General features: G+C 43.6%; 11 protein-coding genes. 6 read left to right on the top strand and 5 right to left on the bottom strand.

The window, feature by feature from the left end; translation table 11 throughout:
• Positions 1 to 112: 112 nt before the first annotated feature.
• The 6 genes from QWZ17_RS21025 (at position 113) to QWZ17_RS21000 (ending at position 13,364) form a co-directional block, all read left to right on the top strand.
• Positions 113 to 658 (top strand): phage tail protein, encoded by a 546-nt coding sequence (locus QWZ17_RS21025; protein ID WP_290307279.1) that lies wholly within the window; start codon positions 113 to 115, stop codon positions 656 to 658.
• Positions 659 to 689: 31 nt separating this feature from the next.
• Entirely contained in the window at positions 690 to 1,853 is a 1,164-nt protein-coding gene (locus QWZ17_RS21020) for an ABC transporter substrate-binding protein (protein WP_290307278.1), read from the top strand.
• 15 nt (positions 1,854 to 1,868) lie between these two features.
• Entirely contained in the window at positions 1,869 to 10,946 is a 9,078-nt protein-coding gene (locus tag QWZ17_RS21015) for an MBG domain-containing protein (RefSeq protein WP_290307277.1), read from the top strand.
• 24 nt (positions 10,947 to 10,970) lie between these two features.
• Positions 10,971 to 11,897, top strand: coding sequence for a PorP/SprF family type IX secretion system membrane protein (locus QWZ17_RS21010; protein WP_290307276.1), 927 nt, complete (start codon positions 10,971 to 10,973; stop codon positions 11,895 to 11,897).
• Between the two features lie 92 nt (positions 11,898 to 11,989).
• Positions 11,990 to 12,724, top strand: a complete 735-nt coding sequence (locus QWZ17_RS21005; RefSeq protein ID WP_290307275.1) for an AAA family ATPase — start codon at positions 11,990 to 11,992, stop codon at positions 12,722 to 12,724.
• A 40-nt stretch (positions 12,725 to 12,764) separates the two neighbouring features.
• A complete protein-coding gene (locus QWZ17_RS21000) occupies positions 12,765 to 13,364 on the top strand; it encodes a class I SAM-dependent methyltransferase (protein ID WP_290307274.1) in 600 nt (199 codons plus the stop codon).
• 70 nt (positions 13,365 to 13,434) lie between these two features.
• Here the strand turns inward: QWZ17_RS21000 and QWZ17_RS20995 are convergent, their stop codons facing one another.
• The 5 genes from QWZ17_RS20995 to QWZ17_RS20975 all read right to left on the bottom strand — a co-directional run bounded on the left by QWZ17_RS20995 (position 13,435) and on the right by QWZ17_RS20975 (position 21,219).
• Positions 13,435 to 16,563, bottom strand: coding sequence for an efflux RND transporter permease subunit (locus QWZ17_RS20995; RefSeq protein ID WP_290307273.1), 3,129 nt, complete (start codon positions 16,561 to 16,563; stop codon positions 13,435 to 13,437).
• Positions 16,564 to 16,698: 135 nt separating this feature from the next.
• On the bottom strand, positions 16,699 to 17,790 hold the full coding sequence (locus tag QWZ17_RS20990) for an efflux RND transporter periplasmic adaptor subunit (protein ID WP_290307272.1): 1,092 nt from the start codon (positions 17,788 to 17,790) through the stop codon (positions 16,699 to 16,701).
• 10 nt (positions 17,791 to 17,800) lie between these two features.
• On the bottom strand, positions 17,801 to 19,099 hold the full coding sequence (locus QWZ17_RS20985; protein WP_290307271.1) for a TolC family protein: 1,299 nt from the start codon (positions 19,097 to 19,099) through the stop codon (positions 17,801 to 17,803).
• A 69-nt stretch (positions 19,100 to 19,168) separates the two neighbouring features.
• Positions 19,169 to 20,533 (bottom strand): sensor histidine kinase, encoded by a 1,365-nt coding sequence (locus QWZ17_RS20980; RefSeq protein ID WP_290307270.1) that lies wholly within the window; start codon positions 20,531 to 20,533, stop codon positions 19,169 to 19,171.
• Positions 20,530 to 21,219: a response regulator transcription factor gene (locus QWZ17_RS20975; protein WP_290307269.1), complete on the bottom strand. Its 690-nt coding sequence runs from the start codon at positions 21,217 to 21,219 to the stop codon at positions 20,530 to 20,532. The genes QWZ17_RS20980 and QWZ17_RS20975 overlap by 4 nt, the downstream gene beginning before the upstream one ends.
• Positions 21,220 to 21,334: the final 115 nt, after the last annotated feature.

Here is a 21,334-nt window from a genome sequence, read left to right as displayed (position 1 = left end):
TTATGTGAACAATTTACATTAAAATTAATGTTTTTTTAATTTTAATATCCAAAATAATTCTTAATATTGCTTAAACCTAAAATTATTTCTCTAAACCTAAAATTCTTGCACTATGGAAGCAGATTTGGCCATGATCTTTTTATTCGCGGGTAATTTCGCACCTCGTGGATTTGCATCTTGCGAAGGACAGTTACTGTCAATTGCACAAAATACCGCTGTGTTTTCTCTTTTGGGTACTACATATGGAGGCAATGGTATCAGCACCTTCGCGTTACCCGATCTTCGCGGCCGTACGGCCATTGGCCAGGGCCAGGGGCCAGGGTTATCGCCCTATGTTGAAGGCCAGATTGGTGGCTCAGAAACCATGACACTACTAAGCAACAATTTACCGGCACACACCCACACATTAAATGTAAATAACGCTGCAGGTACAACAGGTACACCCAGCAATACCACCTACCTGGCCAAAGGACCAACAACGGGTTCGGGACCAAACGCCAGCACCGAAAAAATTTATACTACCAATGCTCCAAATACAGCATTGGGGCCGCTTAGCATATCCGGTGGTGGCGGCAATCAACCATTTTCAATACTCCCCCCCTATTTAGCACTATTTTATATTATAACCCTGCAGGGCATTTTCCCGAGCAGAAATTAAAGTTAGCTACATACTTATTTAATTATTTTTTATGGTACGGCCGTTAAAGATTGGCTTTTTAACGCCCTATTCGGGTGTTTATCCATTTTATGGTCAACATTTAATGGCAGGCATTTTAATGGGATTATTCAAAGATCCGCTGAGGCAAAATGATGTTCAGTTTGTGCCTGCATACACCAAAATGGGCGATCCTAAAAGTTCTATTGAGGCCGTTAATAAGATGGTGTTTTTTGATCAGGTAGATATCATATCAGGCCTCGTGAGCTATAAAGCTATCCCCGATCTGATACCGGTACTGGAAAACTTCAATAAGCTCGCCTTTTTTTTTGACATGGGTGAGTATATCCCTTATTTTAATCATTTAAGCCCTAATATATTTTATTCATCGCAACAAATTTGGCAATCACAGTTTGCATTGGGGCATTGGGCGCATAAAGAATTTGGGGATACCGGGATGATGGTAATGCCGGTATATGAAGCGGGATACCATTTAAGCAGCGCGTTTCATAAAGGAGCCAACGCCGCGGGTTCTACAAGAATGGGCCTCCACGTTATTCCGAGAGACCCAGCGGATATTAAACAATTAAATCTTGAATCTTTTTTCGCCGAGATAAAAAGGAATACTCCTGCGTATGTGCATGCAATTTTTGCCGGCAAGATGGGAAATGATTTTTTAAACCAGTGGAAAGCCTCTGCTTTTTTTAAGCATATCCCGCTTATTGTGATCGAAAACATGGTATATGATGATATACTGGAAGATGTAGCCAATCTTGATCTGGAAATATACGCTGCAACGTCGTGGAGCCGCGATTTTGAAAACGCGCGCAATAAGGAATTTGTAAACAAATTTGAAACCACCGGCGGTCAAATGGCCAGTATTTATAGCTTGCTTGGATACGAAGCCGGCCTGGCATTAAATGCGGTTAAACCACAACTCGATATACGGGATTGGGATAGTGTTAAATCCTTACTGCGCCGGGAGTCAATAGTTGGGCCAAGAGGCGAACGCAATTTTTATCCATTATCTGGTTTCTCGCTACCGGTAATTGATATAATTAAGGTTACAACATCTTTAAAAAATATTTATAAAACGGTAATAAGCCAGGGAAATGGGTTAAAATTTGATTCGCCTGATTTTAAAGAAATTCATGACGAAAGTGTAAGTGGCTGGCAAAATCCTTATTTGTGCATCTAACATAACATTAAGCTCATGAAAAAAACATTAAAAAAAGGCCTTTACATCGCTGTTGTAATTTTCCTTTTTTTGGGAGCGGCATTCCCGGCATTTGCAAGTCTAACCGGTACCAATCTTGAAAGCGGCGGACTATATACCGCTTTAGCCAAAGACGCTAATAATAACTTATATGTTACCCGTGTACAGGCGGGTACCGGCGGAGCAACGTACGAGGTTGTAAAATATATCAACGGCACTGGTGCGCCGGTTAGCATCTACAACGGTCTTACGCATGAATTGGGCGATTATCCCTGGGGACTGGCAGTAACCAGTACGGGTGATGTATACGTATCTACAGATTTTACCTCAAACGCGGGCGCTATTATCAAACTTACTTTTAGCGGCGGCGTATACACATCCTCAACTTTTCAAACAGGTAATTACTATTCCGCGCTTGCTATTGATGCAAGTAATAATTTATATACGGCAGAATACGATGCCGGAAATGGTACTTATGCCGTTGTAAAATACGCGGCAGGTAGTTCGGCAGGGTCGGCGGGCACCAGGTTATATGATAATTTAAAATCGGCGGCAGGTTATGCTTACCCAACGGGTTTGGCAATTGCCGCTAATGGTGATATTTATGTGGCCGATGCATTCAGCAATGACCCCTCGATAACAGACGGCGGGCATGTATATAAGCTAACCGCGGCATCGGCGTACGCTGTTTCAACGGTTTCTACAGGCAAATATGCCACCGCGTTGGCAGTCGACGCGTCGGGCAATCTTTACAGCAGTGAAAACAGCGGCGCGGGCTATCAGTTGGTCAAATACACCAATGGCGCGGGAACGGGCGCCGCTGTTTACAGTCCTCTGCATTCAAACGGTATTTATTATCCCTGGGGGATAGCTATATTTAACGCAGGCAATATTTTTGTAGCCGATGGCGATGATGGTGTAAACGGTGGTGCTGTAATTCATTTAACAGGCCCGCCTACAGTACAAGCCTCAAACCTTACTTTTTCAAACATCAGTGGCTTTGGTGCCACTGCCGGTTGGACAAATGGAAACGGGGCTTCGCGTGCAGTCTTTGTATCTAATTCATCCACAGGTAGCCCGGCGCTGGTTGATGGTACAACGTACGTAGCCAACGCCGCTTTCGGCTCGGGTAATCAAATTGGTTCATCTGGATGGTATTGTGTTTATAACGGTACAGGTACATCAGTTGCAATTACTAATCTAAGTGCAGGCAACACCTACCGTGTAATGACGGTAGAGTATAGCGGCGCAGGAAGTGGAGCCAGCTATTTGACCACGGCGGGCACAAATAATCCTGTTAATTTTAATACATTAACATTGGTAGATGTAAATGTTACCAGTACCGACAATACAACAACCTATACACCAGGCACAACACATACTTATGTTATAAAGGTAACCAATTATGGCCCCAATAACGTGACAGGCGAAACAGTTGCCAGTATTTTGCCGGCTGGAAGTACCTGGGCCGCGGCATTTACCGGTGGAGCCACCGGCACCGCCAGCGGTAGCAGCAGTATTAATGAGTTGGTGAACATCCCTTTTAATGGTGCAGTTACTTATACGGCCACGGTACCTATACCCAGCAGCCAAACAGGGCAATTTATAAATACAACTACCTTAACAGCACCTGCTGGCGTAACAGATGTAAACCCGGCAAATGACCAGGCAAATGACGTTGATACCCAAAATAGCATAGCTGATTTGAGCATTACAAATACCGATGGTGTACCAACCTATATATCAGGTACAACACATAACTATACTGTAGTTGTAACCAACAATGGGCCAAGCGATGTAACCGGCGCGATAGTAACAAACCCGCTTCCGGCAGGAAGTACCTGGGCGGCTACTTTTACAGGCGGTGCTACGGGTATAGCCAGTGGTACTGTAAGTATCAACGTAACAGACGATATCCCTTCTGGTGGCACTGCAACTTATAATATAACTGCACCAATACCGGGAACGCAGATAGGTAACTATACAAGCACAGCCACAGTTACTACGCCTGCCGCCGTAACCGATCCAACTCCCGGAAATAATACAGCATCTGATGTTGATACGCCGGTAAGTAATATCACATCTGCCGGTTCTTTAACAGCTTTAACAACCACTTTTGGCACTGCTTCCGCATCAACAACTTTTAATGTATCGGGCTCCAATTTAACAGCCGGGATATTGGTTACGCCGCCTGCCGGTTTTGAGGTGAGCGCCAACAACGCCACATTTACAGGCACAGTTACCATTGGCGCAGCTGGCAATATAAGTTCAACCCCGGTATACGTAAGGCTTGCCGCGGCAACAGCTCCAGGCAATTACTCGGGGAACATTGTTTTGAGCAGCCCTACAGCCACCAGTGTAAATGTTGCAACGGTATCAAGTACAGTTACGCTGAACCCTGCCAAAATCTTTTACTCAGGTACCTTAACGGCCCTAACCACTACTTTTGGAACCGCCTCTTCACCAACAACATTCAGTGTTTCGGGTACCGATTTAACTGCTGGGATATTGGTTACCCCCCCTGTTGGTTTTGAAGTAAGCGCAGATAATGCTACATTTACCAGCACCGTTACCATCGGCGCAGCTGGTACAGTAAGTTCAACTCCGGTTTATGTAAGGCTTGCGGCAACAACACCTGTCGGCAATTACTCGGGAAATATTGTTCTGAGCAGTCCTACGGCCACTAATGTAGATGTGGCTACCGCATTAAGTACCGTTAACGCGTTAAACATTGCTGTCAGCTCTATCAAGCGTACTGCATCAAGCCCTGTCAATAGCAACTCGATTACTTATACGGTAACATTCGGAGCCAATATTACAGGACTAACAACCAGTAATTTTTCACTTACTACAACAGGCGTAGCTGGGGCAAGCATAACTTCGTTAACGGGTTCCGGAGCGGTATACACGGTAACTGTAAATACAGGTACCGGGGATGGTACCATTGTGTTAAACCTTGCCAACAGTACCGGTACAACGCCGGGGATCAGCACTGCTTTGCCTTTTGCTGGCGAACTGTATGCCATAGACAAGACCCCGCCCATAGCAACAAGCCTTATTTATGCTTCAAATAATACCAATAGTGGTTTGGCAAAAGTTGGCGACGTTGTAACTCTTCTTTTTGGCAGCAATGAAGCCATACAAACGCCCACTGTAACTATAGCGGGGCATGCTATAACTGCTGCAAGCCTGGGTGGTAATAATTATTCGGCAAGTTATACTATGACGGCCGGAGATACCGAGGGTAGAATACCTTTCGCCCTGTCTTTTAGCGATCTGGCGGGAAATCCGGCTATTAATGGTTTATCATATAATGATGTGGCCGCTGGCGACCTGATAACCTTTGACAAAACTCCACCAACCGTAAGTACCCTAACCTTTACTTCCAATAATAGTAATAACGCAGAGGCCAAGGTTGGTGACATTGTGACACTTAATTTTACTACAAGCGAAGCCATACAAACGCCGGCTGTAGTGATAGCTGGGCACACCATAGCTGCCACGAATCCATCCAGCGATCATATCAACTGGTCGGCAGCTTATACTATGACCGCAGGTGATACCGAGGGCACTATACCATTTAGTTTACTTTTTGCAGATCTTGCCGGTAATAACTCAGCCTCGTATACCCAATCTACCACAAACAAAATTGTTGTATTTGATAAAACATCACCCGCTGTAACAGCCATTAATCTACATACTCCGGCTACCTCTCCTACTAATGCCACAACATTGGTGTATCGTGTTAATTTTTCAGAACCTGTTTCTGGCGGTAATACAGGCGCGTTCAGTTTAACATCAACCGGAACAGCTACGGGTACCATATTTCAAACAGCAACAGCCGGATCAAATGGGTTAGATGTAACCGTTAACAATGTATCTGGTGTAGGTACCTTGAGACTCGATTTTAAGGCAGCTCCAACGGGTATTAGCGATCAGGCGGGCAATCTTACAACCACCGGTTTCACCAACGGACAGGTTTATACTATTATCCAGGTTCCAACTGCAACCACAAGCTCTTCAACCTTCGTCTCAACCACCAGCGAAACGGTTACAGGTTCGGCAAATGACAACGGAAGCGCGACAACCGTAAGTTTCACCTACGGCACAACTGCCGATCTTTCCGGGACAACTACGACCATACAAGCTACCACAGGTGGCACCATTAGCGCCGGTGGCGGCCAAACCGGGGCTTCGTTAACACTAACCAATTTAATTCCCTCAACTACCTATTACTATCAATTAACAGCAACCAATAACGCGGGAACCGGCAAAGGGTTAATACTCAGCTTTAACTCAACCGCACCGGCATCCGCACCGGCGGTCACTACCTTGGGCCCGCCTACTGCTATTACATTTGCCGGGGCCACCATTGCCGGTTTTGTAAACTCAAACGGAGCTGCAACGTCGGTAGTTTTTAATTATGGTTTAAGCGCAACACTGAGCGGAGCTACAACAGCGACTGCTACCACAAATGGCAGTTTAGCCGCCGGGGCAAGCGGTAACGCGTCGCTCTCATTAACAGGACTTGTACCCTTAACCACGTACTATTACCAGGTTAAGGCAAGTAACAGTTTGGGGACAACTCCGGGGAGTATACTTTCATTTACTACACTCGCGTCCAGCAATTCAAACTTATCAAGCCTATCTATCAATCAGGGAACGTTATCGCCTGTTTTTTCCCCAGGCCAAACTTCCTATGCAGCTACCGTAAGTAATGCTATCAGTACCTTATCTGTAACGCCAGTAACCGGCGATAGCCATGCTACGGTTTCCATCAACGGATCGGCGGCATCATCTGGTTTGGCAACAAATGTAAATCTTGCAGTAGGGGCAAATACCATCACTACGGTTGTTACCGCTCAGGATGGCAGCACCACCTCAACTTACACAGTAATTGTTACCAGGAACAAAGCACCACAAACTATTACGTTTGCCGCTTTACCTTCAAAAACTTATGGCAACGCAGACTTTGCGCCCGGAGCAACCAGCACTAACAGCACAATACCTGTTACCTATAACAGCGATAACACAGCTGTAGCTACAATTGTGGGCGGCAATATTCACATTATTGGTGCCGGCACAGCAAATATTACTGCTTCCCAGGCGGGAAATGCAAATTTCAACGCGGCAACAGATGTGCCACAGCAATTGATTGTAAGTAAAGCACCTGTCACCGTTACCGCCGACAGTAAAAACAAAGCATTTGGCGACCCTGATCCTGCCTTAACCTACCAGGTTACCAGTGGAGCCTTGGTTGGTACGGATGTTTTTACCGGAACATTAAGCAGAACTACTGGCGAAAACGTGGGGTCTTATCCTATTCTGCAAAACTCCCTTGCCCTTAACGCCAATTACGCGTTAACCTATGTTGGTGCAAACCTTACTATCGGCCAGGTTTCGCAAACTATCACCTTTGCAGCGTTGCCGTCAAAAACCTATGGCGATGTTGATTTTGCGCCGGGAGCCACCAGTAATAACAACACAATACCCATTACCTATAGCAGCGACAATACCGCGGTTGCCACCATTATAGGCGGCATGATTCATATTGTTGGCGCGGGTACAGCAAACATCACCGCCTTGCAGGCCGGCAATGCAAGCTTTATCGCCGCGGCAGATGTAAGCCGACAATTAAATGTGGGTAAGGTTGCTATTACTGTTATAGCAGATGCCAAAAGCAAAGTTTTCAATACGCCTGATCCAGCCCTTACCTACCAGATCACCAACGGGGCTTTGGTTGGTACCGATGTATTTACCGGAGGATTAAGCAGAACTGCCGGCGAAAGCGTAGGCGCTTACCCCATTTTACAAAACACCCTTGCGCTTAATAATAATTATACATTAACTTATATAGGTGCAAATTTATCCATAGGCCAATCAACGCAGGCAATAACCTTTGCCGCCTTGCCACTGAAAACGTATGGCGACGCCGATTTTACCCCTGGAGCTACCAGTAACAATAATACCATCCCAATTACCTACAGCAGTGATAATACCGCGGTTGCTACCATTGTAAGCGGCCAGATTCATATTGTAGGCGCAGGCACCGCAAACATCACCGCATCGCAGGCGGGAAATGCAAGTTATGCCGCCACTGTAAACGTGGTAAGGCAATTGACCGTTGGTAAAGTAGCCATCACTGTTACCGCCGGTAGCAAAAACAAAGTTTTCGGCGCGGCAGATCCGGCTTTAACATATAGCGTAACCTCGGGAGCTTTAATAGGTGCAGATGCTTTTACCGGAACATTGAACAGGGCTGTCGGTGAAAACGTTGGTGTATACCCAATTTCGCAAAACACCCTCGCGCTTAGCGGTAACTACGCGTTAACCTATGTTGGTGCAAATCTTACCATTGGGCAATCAACGCAGGCTATAACCTTTGCAGCTTTGCCGTCAAAAACCTATGGTGATGCCGATTTTGCGCCTGGAGCTACAAGTACCAATAATACCATACCGGTTACCTACAGCAGTAACAATACAGCGGTTGCAACGATAGTAAACGGCAATATCCACATCGTAGGTGCTGGTACAGCAAATATAACCGCTTCGCAGGCGGGCAATACTAATTATGCCGCAGCAACAGATGTTACTACCCTGTTAACGGTTGGCAAAGTAGCAATCACTGTTACTGCCGATAGTAAAAGCAAAGCTTTCGGCGCTGCCGATCCTGCGTTTACTTATAGTATTACTTCGGGCGCTTTAATCAGCGGTGATGCCTTCACAGGTACATTGAACAGAAGCCCGGGCGAAAATGTAGGTATCTACCCGATATTGCAAAATACGCTTGCACTGTCCGGCAATTATACGTTAACCTATGCCGGGGCTAACCTAACCATTGGCCAGGTTTCGCAATCAATTACTTTTGCCGCGTTACCATCAAAAACTTATGGTGATGTAGATTTTGCGTCAGGAGCAGTTAGTACCAACAATACCATACCGGTAACTTACAGCAGCGACAACACCGCCGTGGCGAGTATTGTAAATGGCAAAATACATATTATTGGCGCGGGTACGGTAAATATAACCGCCTCGCAGGCCGGTAACGCTACGTTTATCGCCGCTGCGGATGTAACCCAGCAACTTACAGTAGGTAAAGCAGTCATCGCTGTAACAGCCAATGCGCAAAGCAAAACTTATGGCGATGCTGATCCCGCATTAACCTACAATATCACGGCGGGGGCGTTGGTAGGTGCAGACGCCTTTACAGGCTCGCTAAACAGGGCAGCCGGCGAAACCGTTGGAGCCTACGCTATAAACAGGGGAACACTGGCGCTCAACACTAACTACGCGCTTACTTATACGGGCGCAAACTTAACGGTTACCACTAAGGCAATTACCGTAACCGCCAATGCGCAAAGCAAAGGCTATGGTGATGCAGATCCATCGTTAACCTACAATGTTACCAACGGCGCATTGGTAGGCACAGACAGCTTTACAGGGGCGTTAAGCAGAAACGCCGGCGAAAGCGTAGGTAACTACCCTATCGCAAAGGGCACACTGGCACTTAACAGTAATTACCTGCTTACTTATATTGGCGCAAACCTTACCATTACAGCAAAGGCGGTTACTATTACAGCCGATGCCCGAACCAAAATTTATGGCGCTGCCGATCCTGCACTAACCTATAGCATTACCAATGGAAGTTTGGCCAATGGAGATACTTTTACCGGGGCGCTAACAAGAGTTGCAGGTGAAAGCGTTGGTACATATGCCATCAATAAAGGTACACTTGCTTTAAACAGTAATTATACCCTTACGTATGCAGGAGCAAGCTTCACCATAAGTAAAGCATCGCTCAGTATAACTGCTGATAACCTGAGCAAAACCTACGGACAGCCCAACCCTGTATTTACCTTAAGCTACAGTGGTTTTGTAAATGGCGATACCAAAGCCAGTTTAAATACGCCGGCTACAGCCACCAGTACTGCGACAACGTCGTCGGCAGCCGGAAGCTATGCCATTACTCCTACAGGCGCTATAGATGCTAATTACATTATTACTTATACCAACGGTAAGCTAACTGTTAATCCTGCTACGCTAACTGTAACCGCGGGTAATGCAACCCGAATTTATAAAACAGCAAACCCAGTATTTACGGTTACTTACTCCGGCTTTGTAAATGGCGATACACAAGCCAGTTTAACTACACCTGCTACGGCTACCACGCTGGCAACAACAACGTCGGTAGTGGGTACTTATCCAATAACACCTGCGGGTGCTGTTTCTGGTAATTATGGCTTAAACTATATAAACGGCGCGCTTACCATTACAGCAGCTACCCGTGCTTTAACTTTTAACCCTTTAACCGCAAAAACATACGGCACCGCCGATTTTGATCCAGGAGCAATTGCAAGCTCGGGAGAAACTATTATTTATAGCAGTAGTAACACCGCGGTAGCAACCATTGTAAATGGTAAAATACATATCACGGGCGCAGGTATTGCAACAATAAGCGCAACGCTACCCGTTAATACCAATTACAGTAATACACCATTGGTAAGCAGGGCGTTTGTAGTTAATAAAGCCCATCAAACTATCGACTTTGCCGCCCTTCCAGATCAAACCAAAGGATCAACATTTGACCTAAGCGGTGTAACATCAAGTTCCGGACTACCGGTTACTTTCACCTCGGCTGATGAAGGTGTGGCAAGCATAAGCGGTGCAACTTTAAACGCCCTCCACATCGGCACAACTACCATTACCGCAACACAAGGAGGCAACAACAACTATTTTGCCGCCACAAGTGTGGTGCAAACGGTAACGGTAAATGATGCCGCCGGCGATGAAATACTTGTACACCAGGCCGTATCGCCTAATGGCGATGGTATAAACGATTACCTATTTATAGAAGGCATCAAAAACTATCCTGAAAACGAGGTGCTTTTGTTTAATCGTAACGGGGTATTGGTATACCAAACCTTTAATTATAATAACAGTAGCAACTTATTTGACGGGCATTCCAGTGTTACAGGTGTTTTACAACAAGCCGGCACCTATTTTTATAAAGTGGAGTTTGTTGTAAATGGCGAGAAAAAGCATAAAACAGGCTTCTTCGTTTTAAAATATCAATAGATCAACCTTTAGCAATTAAAAGAAATGAAATCAGGATATATGATTATTAAAAATACAGGAGCCACACTACTCGCGCTGTTTTTGCTGCTGACCGGCAAGGTAAGCGCGCAGACCCAGGCCTTCAGTTATACGCAATACATGGATAACCTAACCCCTCTTAATTCGGCATATTCCGTGTTGGATAAAGCGGGTTCGGTAAATATGATGGCACGCAAACAGTGGGTAGGTATTGACGGATCGCCAACAACATTCCAGTTTAACGGAAATATACCAATAGCTTCAATGGGCGCGGCGGCTGGTGTTATTGTACTTAATGACCAGTTTGCCATAGAACGGCAAACAGAAGTTAATGCCTATTTTGCCAAATCAATACAATTAGGGCAAAAAGATTTCTTAGCAGTATCGTTAAATGCGGGCATCAGAAATTACAGGGCCAACTATTCAAGTTTAGATGCAAATGATCCGGTATTTACTAATGATGTAAGGCAAACTAAGCCCAATTTGGGTTTTGCTGTAATGTATTATACAGACTGGTACTATGTTGGTGTTTCTGTACCGGAACTAACTATAACCAGCCTGGGCACGGCATCAGTACAAAACAATCGCAATTTTATAAACCATTATTATTTTACAGGGGCTTTTATTAAAGATATATCAGAAGATATACAGGTTAAGCCATCAATCCTGTTTTCGTATGCCCGGGGCGTACCACTTATTACCGATTTTTCGAGCATGTTTTATTTAAAGGAAACCCTTGGGCTTGGCGCAACTTACCGCTTAAACAGCGAAATGGCTGGAATTATATCATTCAATTTTACCCGGTTTCATTTAGGTTATAGTTATCAGTTTGGTACATCATCTGAAAACCTTGGTGGTGTTAATATTCCCACACATGAGGTTACCATTGGCTACCGTTTTGGTAGTGGTGCGGTTAAACCCAAATTGTTATAAACTATTTCCCATATCATAGATGCTGGTAAGAAAGGTTGTTTCCTAAAGCAGGATAAGAATTGTAAGTTTGTTATTAAACAATAAGCAATAACATGCCTTTTTTATCCCGCATATCTGTTCCCGCTTTGCAGGATGGCAGTTACCTGCAAAACATTCCAAGCCTTGGCAAAGGTTTACAGCTTACACTGAAAGAAAATGTAACTTTTTTTGTTGGCGAAAACGGATCTGGGAAATCAACCTTATTAGAGGGTATTGCCGAGCAGTGTGGGTTTAGCTTAAGAGGTGGCAACCGAAACCACAACCTTAACACCGGGTATCGTTTTGAAGGTTACGAATCGCCGCTTGCACCATATTTACAGCTGGGTTGGACACCGCGCCGGATTAACGAAGGTTTCTTTATGAGGGCCGAAAGCTTTTATAATTTCGCATCCTATATTGATGAGTTGGCTGTAGACAATCCACGTATTTTTCAGGCTTATGGCGGGCGATCACTACACGAGCAATCTCACGGTGAATCGTTTCTTAGTTTGTTTAATAACCAGTTCGAATCCGGTATTTATATTCTCGACGAGCCAGAAGCCGCGCTATCACCAGCCAGAGTTTTGGCCTTTATGTCGGTAATAAATGAACTTGAACAAAGCGGACGGGCGCAATTCCTGATAGCCACCCATTCGCCAATGCTCATTTGTTATCCCGGCGCTGCCATTTATCAGTTTGATGATGATGGCGTGCGGGAAACAGCATACGAGAATACCGAGCATTTTTACCTTACTAAATCATTTCTTGACAATCCGCAATCATACCTCAGGCATTTGATTAGGGGTTGAAAGATTAGTTATACCAATATTAAAATACCAACCCAAAAACGTGACCGCCGATACCGCCGCCATTTTTGATTATCATCGTGCAATGATCTCTTTTCATGGCAACACCGGCCCGGCTGCTTTAGGTTGGCGCGACAAGGAAAGTCAACTGATAAGATTCAAGGTACTGGCCGGGATAGCGAACCTGGATAACTTTAGCATATTAGACGCGGGATGCGGACATGCCGATCTGTTGGGATTTTTGTTACCCAATTACCCCGAAATTACCTATACAGGTTTTGAGCAAATTCCCGAATTATTAAGTGAAGCAAAGAAACGTTACGGCAACCGGCCTAACACCAATTTCATATTAGGTGATTTTATTGAGACTTCACTACCCGTTGTGGATTATGTATTTTTAAGCGGCTCGCTTAACTACTATCAGGCCGATCCCGATTTTATTTACAAGGCCATCGAAACTTTGTATAATAGCTGTAAAAAGGGTTTGGCTTTTAATTTATTGCATCGTATAATACCAAACGGCTTGTTGGCAGCTTATGAGCCGGGCAAAATATTGAGCTTTTGTAAAACAATATCCAACAGGTGTATTTTAACCGATGATTACAGCGATGAAGATTTTACGGTATTTATGTACGGGGACTAAACAGGCAATAAAAAAAGTGGGCTAAACAATTATAAAACTGTTTAGCCCGCTTTTTTATCGTTTTAATAACCTATAGTCTGCCGGTATCACCACTTTCAACTTTCTTTCTGTAGGTCCAATAAAATACTATCGGAAATACAAAAAGGTTGAATATTGTATTGGTGATCAACCCGCCTATTACCACAATCGCCAGCGGTTTTGAAGCTTCTGAACCAATCCCTGCCGATAACGCCGCGGGCAATAAACCTATCGCTGCCATCATAGCGGTCATGATAACCGGGCGCATTCTATCGGCCACGCCGGCTCTTAGCGCATCCGGGAAATCAACGTACACATTTTGGCGCAGGTCTTTGATGTTTACCTTGAATTTAGAAATCAGGATAACGCCATTTTGTACGCATATACCAAACAGCGCTATAAAACCAATACCTGCCGAAATGTTGAAGTTAACACCCGTGATCAGCAGCGCCAGGATACCGCCCATTATGGCGAATGGTACGTTGTTTAAAACCAATAGCGAATCCCTGAAATTACCAAACAGGATAAACAGAATAAAGAAAATGATCAACAAACTTACCGGCACCGCTTGCGATAACCTTTGGGTTGCACGCTGTTGGTTTTCAAAATCGCCCGCCCATTCTAAGCGGTAATCTTTTGGAAGTTTGATCTGGGCATTTACTTTGGCTTGCGCTTCGGCAATGGTACTACCCATATCCCTACCCCTGATTGAAAACTTAATGGCACCATACCTGCTGTTTTTATCGCGGTAAATCATACTGATGCCGGTTATTTTACCAATATCAGCCAATTCCCTTAAAGGTACGCTACCGCCATTTAAGGTTGGTACACGTAAATCACCTATAGCTCTGGCGTTGTTCCTGAAATCTTCGGGATAACGGATTCTTAAATCAAATTTTTTCTCGCCTTCATAAATCTGCGTAGCTGCCCTGCCACCTATGGCCGTTTCTATAACGGCGTTTGCGTCGGCAGCGGTAACACCATACTGGGCCATTTTATCCTGGTTAAGGTTTATTTGGAGCTCGGGCTGCCCCATGTTACGTAAAATACCCAAATCTTCAATACCTTTTACCCCTTTCAAAATTTTGTAAATCTGCTCTTCGCGACTTTCAATATAAGGATAATTGTCGCCAAACATTTTCACAACGATAGATCCTTTCACACCAGATACGGCTTCCTCCACGTTATCTGAAATTGGTTGCGAAAAGTTAAGATCCACGCCCGGGTAAAACTTTAATTTGTCCTGCATCCTGGCAATTAACTCTTCTTTGGTTTCCTTACGCTTCCATTGATCCTGCGGATAAATATCGACGTGAAACTCAATATTGTAAAAGCCTGTAGCATCGGTACCATCATTTGGTCGGCCGGTTTGGGAAATTACCTGTTTAACCTCATCAAAGCTCAGGAAGATTTTACGCATCTCGTTTGACAACTTAACAGACTCTTCGAGTGAAGTGCTCAACGGCCCGGTTGCCCGCACATATATTGAACCTTCGTTCAGCTCCGGTAAAAATTCAGATCCTAATAAAGTGAAACAACCTAAACTAATCACCAATGAGATTAGGGCTATCGGGAACACTAATTTGCGTCCTTTAAAGCATATGTTATAAAAGCTCAGCGCGTGTTTGGTAATAAACTCCACAAACACGTTATGACGTTCACGAACGTTTTTCTTTAGCAGGATGCTACATAGGGCCGGTACCAATGTGAAAGTTAGCAGCAAGGCTCCTAAAAGGGCGAAACTCAGCGTCCAGGCCAGGGGCGAGAACATTTTTCCTTCTACCTTTTGAAAACTAAATATGGGCAGCAAACCGGTAATGATGATAGCTTTGGCAAAAAAGATGCCTTTACCATTTACCTGGCAGGCCTGGCGAATTAAACCCAGCTTGCTCAGTTTGTTGAAGTTCTCCATTCCTACTTCCTTGGCTTTATGGTCGAGCAGTACAAAAATACCCTCCACCATCACCACGGCCCCGTCTATAATAATCCCGAAATCTATCGCCCCCATCGATAGCAGGTTGGCAGACATACCTTTTAATTTAAGGCACAGGAATGCAAATAATAATGCTAAAGGAATAATAATTGCCACAATAACCGTAGTACGCCAATCGGCCATAAACAGTAACACAATTACGGTTACAAATACAATACCTTCAGCCATATTGTGTAACACGGTATGTGTAGCAAAATCTACCAGGGTTTCGCGGTCATAAAACGTGTTGATCTTTACGTCTTCTGGTAAAATACTGCCATTCAACTCTTTTATCTTGTCTTTCAAACCTGCGATAACTACGCTTGGGTTTTCGCCTTTGCGCATTACTACAATGCCTTCAACGGCATCGGGGTCAACATCTCTGCCTACCTGGCCTAAACGCGGCAATGCAGATTCGGTGACCTCGGCAATTGTTTTTACATAAATCGGAGTGCCTTTTACATTGTTTACTACAATGTTTTTAATCTCGTTAATGTTGTTCAACAAACCAATGCCGCGCACCACGTAAGCCTGCCCGCTTTGCTGAATAACGTCGCCGCCAACATTCACGTTACTTTTTGATACGGCATCGTATAGCTGTAAAGGCGTAATATTATATTGTACTGCTTTTTGGGGGTTGATGGTAATCTGATAAGTTTTCACCTCGCCGCCAAAGCTGTTTACATCGGCTACGCCAGGCACCGCCCTTATCTCGCGGCTTACCACCCAATCCTGTATTGTTTTTAACTCCCGTACAGAACGTTTGTTACTGGTAAGGGTATAACGGTAAATTTCGCCTGTTGGGCCGTAAGGAGGCTCAATTTCGGGCGTAATGCCATCCGGTAAATTAGCTTCATCTAAGTGATTGTTGATCTGCAAACGGGCAAAGGCATAATCAACATCATCATCAAAAGTTATCTTAACTACTGATAAGCCAAATAATGAAGACGACCGTACGCTTGTCTTCTTCTCAGCCGGGTTCATGGCCAGTTCTATAGGCCTGGTCACAAATTTTTCAACCTCCTCGGCAGATCTGCCCGGCCATTGTGTAATAATGGTTACCGATGTATTGGTTACATCCGGAAAAGCATCAATAGCTATTGTTTTGAAGCTAATATAGCCGGCAACAGCCATCAATAGCGTTACAAAAAATATAAATACCTTGTTTTTAAGTGCAAAAGACAGCACTCCTTTTATGAACTTGTTCATTTGTTCGTTTTTATAAAATCTTAGCCTCACCTAAATCCCCTCCAAAGGAGAGGATTTTTGATTTGCATTCTCAACTATCGGTTAATCACCTTGATTTTTAGAACCCTCTCCTCTGGAGAGGGCAGGGTGAGGCCTTTAGTCTTTTAAAGACTCATACAGGTAAACTTGTCTTGATGCCACTACACGTTGCCCCGGTTTTAATCCGCTGCTGATATAAGCTACGTCCTCTACACGTTTTGCTATCTCGATGGGTTGAATATGCACCTTTGCCGGGCCATCAATAACAACCACATAGTTCTTATTGTTATCAAATACAATAGAGTTAGTATTAATAGCCGGCAGGTTCATGCCAGATTTTGCCTGGATTTTAACATTGGTAAACATTCCCGGCTTTAGCATATTATCGGGGTTATTGATTTGTACACGAGCGCGCATTACCTTGGCATCAGGATCAAGCACATCAAAAAGCTTGTCAATTTTACCCGTAAACACTTTATCGGGATAAGCAAGAGTAGTAATTTTCACTTCATCGCCCAATTGTACACTGGCAATATCGCTCTCATACATGTTGATAAGCACATATACCGACGATAAATCGGCTATAGTAAACAGGTTCTGAGTATTATCAGCACGTACCTGCATGTTGTCTGTCACGTTTTTTTCGATGATGTAACCAGTTAAGGGTGCCTGCACTTCTAACCCATTGCTGTTACTTTTATTGATGGCCAATATGGAATTGGCGCGGCTATTTTCGGCAACGGCCTTTTGGTAGTCAGATTTTGATTGCTCTAAATCTTTCTCTGATGCCAACCCGCTTTTATACAAATCCTCAGTTGATTCCATTTGGCGTTTGGCATTACGCAAATCGGCTCCTGCACTTATTAAATCGCGGTTAAAGCCTGCTATTTCGGCACTGCGCATGGTGGTAAGCACCTGGCCTTTTTTAACCACATCGCCCAATTGTACGTGTACAGATTGCGCAACCCCACTTACCATGGGGTAAATTTTTACCATTTTAGTTTCATCGGGCGCTACGCTGCCGGTAAGCGTAATTTCTGATAAGGCATTCTCTGCCTTAACAGTATCAACTACCAGGCTGTGCAATAAACTATCGGTCACCTCAAAATGGGCGTCCTTTTCTGTTTCTTCGCTATGATGCGTACATGCCGCAAGCGACATCATCAGTGGTATAATACTAAGGCTAATTATTTTATATGGGCGATACATGATCTGTGTGTTATTGTTGATTAAAGAATGGTGTGCCGGTGGCAAAGTTTAATTGCTCAAGCGAACTGATGCGGTTAAGCTGCAGGTTATTGAGTTGAAGCGTGTTAGTTTTATAAGAGTCGTAAAAATCCAAGAACTCCAATAAACTGATGTTATGTTTCTGGTAATTTTTAAACACTTCCTGAATCAGGTGGTTAAAATCCTGCTTAAACTTCGGGTCGAAGCTGTTGTATAGGTTTTCGAGCCGTAAAGCGCTTTTATAGTCGTTGGCGATATCGCTTTCTAACTGATCTTGCGCGCTTTGCAGCTGCACCTTACTTGCGTCGACTGCTATGCGGGCTTGTTTAATGCCACCTTGATTGCGATTAAAAAACGGCAATGAAAAAGCTACACCTGCGCTTGAATAATCGCGGATGTAACTACCTTGCTTATCGTAGGCCAATGAAAAGGTAAGATCGGGTACGGCGTTGGCTTTTTGTAATTTAAGGTTGATGTTGTTATAGTCGACCATTGAACGGGCAACCTTTAAATCGTACCGGTTGGCATTGGCCGAATCTACCAGGTGTTGGTACGGCACTTCAGATACTATGGACTTACCTTCAAGGTTAATATCAACCACCGGCACTACAAAACTTTGTGGATTAGCCCTTATCATCAGCTTTAACTCGCTTTGCGTATCATCGATACCGTCAATCAAATCGTTAAGTTCTGACTGTAATGAGTAAAGCTGCGATTGAATGCGCAGTACTTCTTTTTGGGCGATGTTGCCTTTGGTGTATTGTTCCTTGAAAACAGAAAGTGTTTTTGCCAGGGAGTTAATCTCTTCCTGGTAAACCTTTGCCGATTGTTCCTGAAAATATATCTTATAAAAATCACTCCGTAAGGTAAATCTCAGCGTGCGCAATAAATCAAACAATTGATATTGAGCCTGTTGAAAACCTATTTGAGCCAACTGGATGCTTTTGTTACGCTTTCCTGCTGTTTGAAAAAGCTGCGACAACTGGGCCGAGTATTCGCCCCCATCGTGACTGGTATCAAAAAACTTTTTAGTTTGCGGGTTATACAAAACGTTGGCGAAACTAAAATCGGGATTATTGAACAAACGGGCGGTTATAATTTGCGCCTGTGCCTGGTCAATACTATAATGCTGAACAATGAGATCGAGGTTATTTTTCAGGAATTGTGCTTCTGTCTCTTTCAAACTCATCCTAAGGGTATCGCCGCCGGTAGATTGACCAAAGGCCTTCCCCCCGATAGCTATACACGATAGTTGAATTGAAAAAAGAACGATAACAAATTTTGTATGCATAGTATATTTGTTTAGAACAAAGCTATCCCACCTAAATTAGAGGCACATTAAAAACACATTAGAAAGAGATTAGAATGTTGGTGTAAAACTAATGGTAAATGATGCTCCCTCATTGATAACTGATTGCATGCTTATTATTCCATTAAACAATTGTATTATTTTAAAGGCAACATATAGCCCAACTCCATTGCCATCAAATACCCGGCCATTGGCGCCACGGTAAAAGGGGGTAAAAATTTTTTCCTGATCATCAATGGGAATGCCTATGCCCAAATCTTTTATTGTAATTACTATGGTTTGCCCGTTTGCAAATAAACCACACGAAACAGGTTTATTACCCGAAAACTTAAAGCCGTTTCCAATAATGTTGTTTAATGCAATTTTTAGCAGGGTTAGGTTCGCATTTATAAACAAAGCTTGCTGCTCATCGGGCAATTCATCGATATGTACCTGCAATTGCGGGTGGTTTTGTGTTGATGCCCAATAATGCTGCAAATCCCATAAAAGTTCGTCAACCTGTACCGGTTCAAGTTGGGCGCGTGTGTACTCCATATCGGTTTGGGCCAGCTCCATCAGGCTGTTGATAGTATCTTTTAACCTTTCCGAATCAAGTAATATTGATTTTAGTAGTTGTTCATACTCTGTAATACTACGCTGCCTGTTTAGGGTTACCTCCACCTCGCCTATTATGCTGGTTATTGGCGTACGCAGTTCATGTGACGCGTTGGCCACAAAAGTTTGCTGCAATTCAAATGAGTTTTGCAAATGACTTAACAATCGGTTAAAGTTCAGGGCAAGCGCGCTAATCTCATCTTTGCCATTCCCTTCATCAACCCGCACATGTAAGTTGCTGGCATTAATTTGCTTCATTTGTTTAACCAAACCATCTATTGGCAACAACGATTGTTGCGCAAACCACCGGCCTATAAAAAACAAAACACAGTTTACCAGTATAAATATCACCGCCATAATTTTAATGATACCAGTTAACCGGTTAACGGCCTGCTGATCATACGCCGACGCCAGTATTACAAAATTACCCTGGTTATCATGGTAATAAATACCTATGGTTTGCCTATCCCCTTCTTTAAAGCTTACACTTTTCTGTTGTCGAACTTCTTCAATGGTATTGATACTCCAATACTGGTCTCTGTCTTTTATAAAAGAAGCCATGTTATTACCATCGTACACCCGTATTACTTCATTGGGTAATTTCTCCAGCATGCGCTCTCTAACATGTACCAATGAATCTGACGATATTTCATCGGCCTCAAGATATAACTGTGCTGCAACCTTTGCCCTATCTCTTAAATGTCCATAAAAATCAGTGCTAAAAAAACGCGAGAAAGCAAGATACATTATTGCCATAGTTACCAATAGCAAACCAGAGCTAAGCAGGGTAAAATTAAGGGCAAGCCTGTTTTTTATCTTCATACCCCTTTATCTTTTAAAATATACCCCATACCTATCACTGTGTGAATAAGTTTACTTTGGCCACCTTTTTCAATTTTCTTTCGCAGGTAATTCACGTATACGTCAATAAAATTAGTGCCCGTATCAAACTGAATACCCCACACCTTTTCGGCTATATAATCTCTTGATAAGGTTTTATTTGTATTACACATAAACAATTCAAGCAGGTGATATTCTTTGGTAGTTAAGGTTATTTCAATGCCTGCCCTCCAGGCTGTTTTAGTAAAAGTATTTAATTTAAGGTCGCTAAAAGTTAATAAACCATCTTCTTGCAAAATAATGGGCTTAAAACGCCTTAATAAGGCGCTTATCCTGGCCAGTAACTCATTAAAATGAAATGGCTTTACCAGATAGTCGTCGGCACCGGCCTGTAAACCATTAACTTTATCATCAACCCTATCAAGCGCGGTGAGCATTAATATGGGGATGGTGGCATTATCTTTTCTTATCTGCCGGCAAAGGTCAAGACCGCTTATGTCTGGCAACATCAGGTCAAGTATAATCAAATCAAAAGATTGTGCAGTTACCAATTCAAGTGCAGAAATACCCTCGTTTACATGAACCACAACATAATCATGTTCCTGCAAACCTCTTGAAATAAAGGCTGCTACTTTCTCTTCGTCTTCTACAAGGCAAATCCGGTTCATATTTTTAACACGATCAATAGCTGCAAATTAAAGGAATAAATGTGCAGATTTTATATTTTGTTATATTCAACCCCATACTTTCCGCAAATGTTGAGATATTTACCAATCAGCGCCA

It is taken from the genome of Mucilaginibacter flavus (assembly GCF_030409315.1).
Taxonomy (GTDB): Bacteria; Bacteroidota; Bacteroidia; order Sphingobacteriales; family Sphingobacteriaceae; genus Mucilaginibacter; species Mucilaginibacter flavus.
This window is presented reverse-complemented; position numbering and strand designations above follow the sequence as displayed.

Bases quoted from the DNA above. Each gene is read 5' to 3' on its own strand.
- QWZ17_RS21025 (WP_290307279.1), top strand. From the start codon at position 113: ATGGAAGCAGATTTGGCCATGATCTTTTTATTCGCGGGTAATTTCGCA.
- QWZ17_RS21020 (WP_290307278.1), top strand. From the start codon at position 690: ATGGTACGGCCGTTAAAGATTGGCTTTTTAACGCCCTATTCGGGTGTT.
- QWZ17_RS21015 (WP_290307277.1), top strand. From the start codon at position 1,869: ATGAAAAAAACATTAAAAAAAGGCCTTTACATCGCTGTTGTAATTTTC.
- QWZ17_RS21010 (WP_290307276.1), top strand. From the start codon at position 10,971: ATGAAATCAGGATATATGATTATTAAAAATACAGGAGCCACACTACTC.
- QWZ17_RS21005 (WP_290307275.1), top strand. From the start codon at position 11,990: ATGCCTTTTTTATCCCGCATATCTGTTCCCGCTTTGCAGGATGGCAGT.
- QWZ17_RS20995 (WP_290307273.1), bottom strand. From the start codon at position 16,563: ATGAACAAGTTCATAAAAGGAGTGCTGTCTTTTGCACTTAAAAACAAG.
- QWZ17_RS20990 (WP_290307272.1), bottom strand. From the start codon at position 17,790: ATGTATCGCCCATATAAAATAATTAGCCTTAGTATTATACCACTGATG.
- QWZ17_RS20985 (WP_290307271.1), bottom strand. From the start codon at position 19,099: ATGCATACAAAATTTGTTATCGTTCTTTTTTCAATTCAACTATCGTGT.
- QWZ17_RS20980 (WP_290307270.1), bottom strand. From the start codon at position 20,533: ATGAAGATAAAAAACAGGCTTGCCCTTAATTTTACCCTGCTTAGCTCT.
- QWZ17_RS20975 (WP_290307269.1), bottom strand. From the start codon at position 21,219: ATGAACCGGATTTGCCTTGTAGAAGACGAAGAGAAAGTAGCAGCCTTT.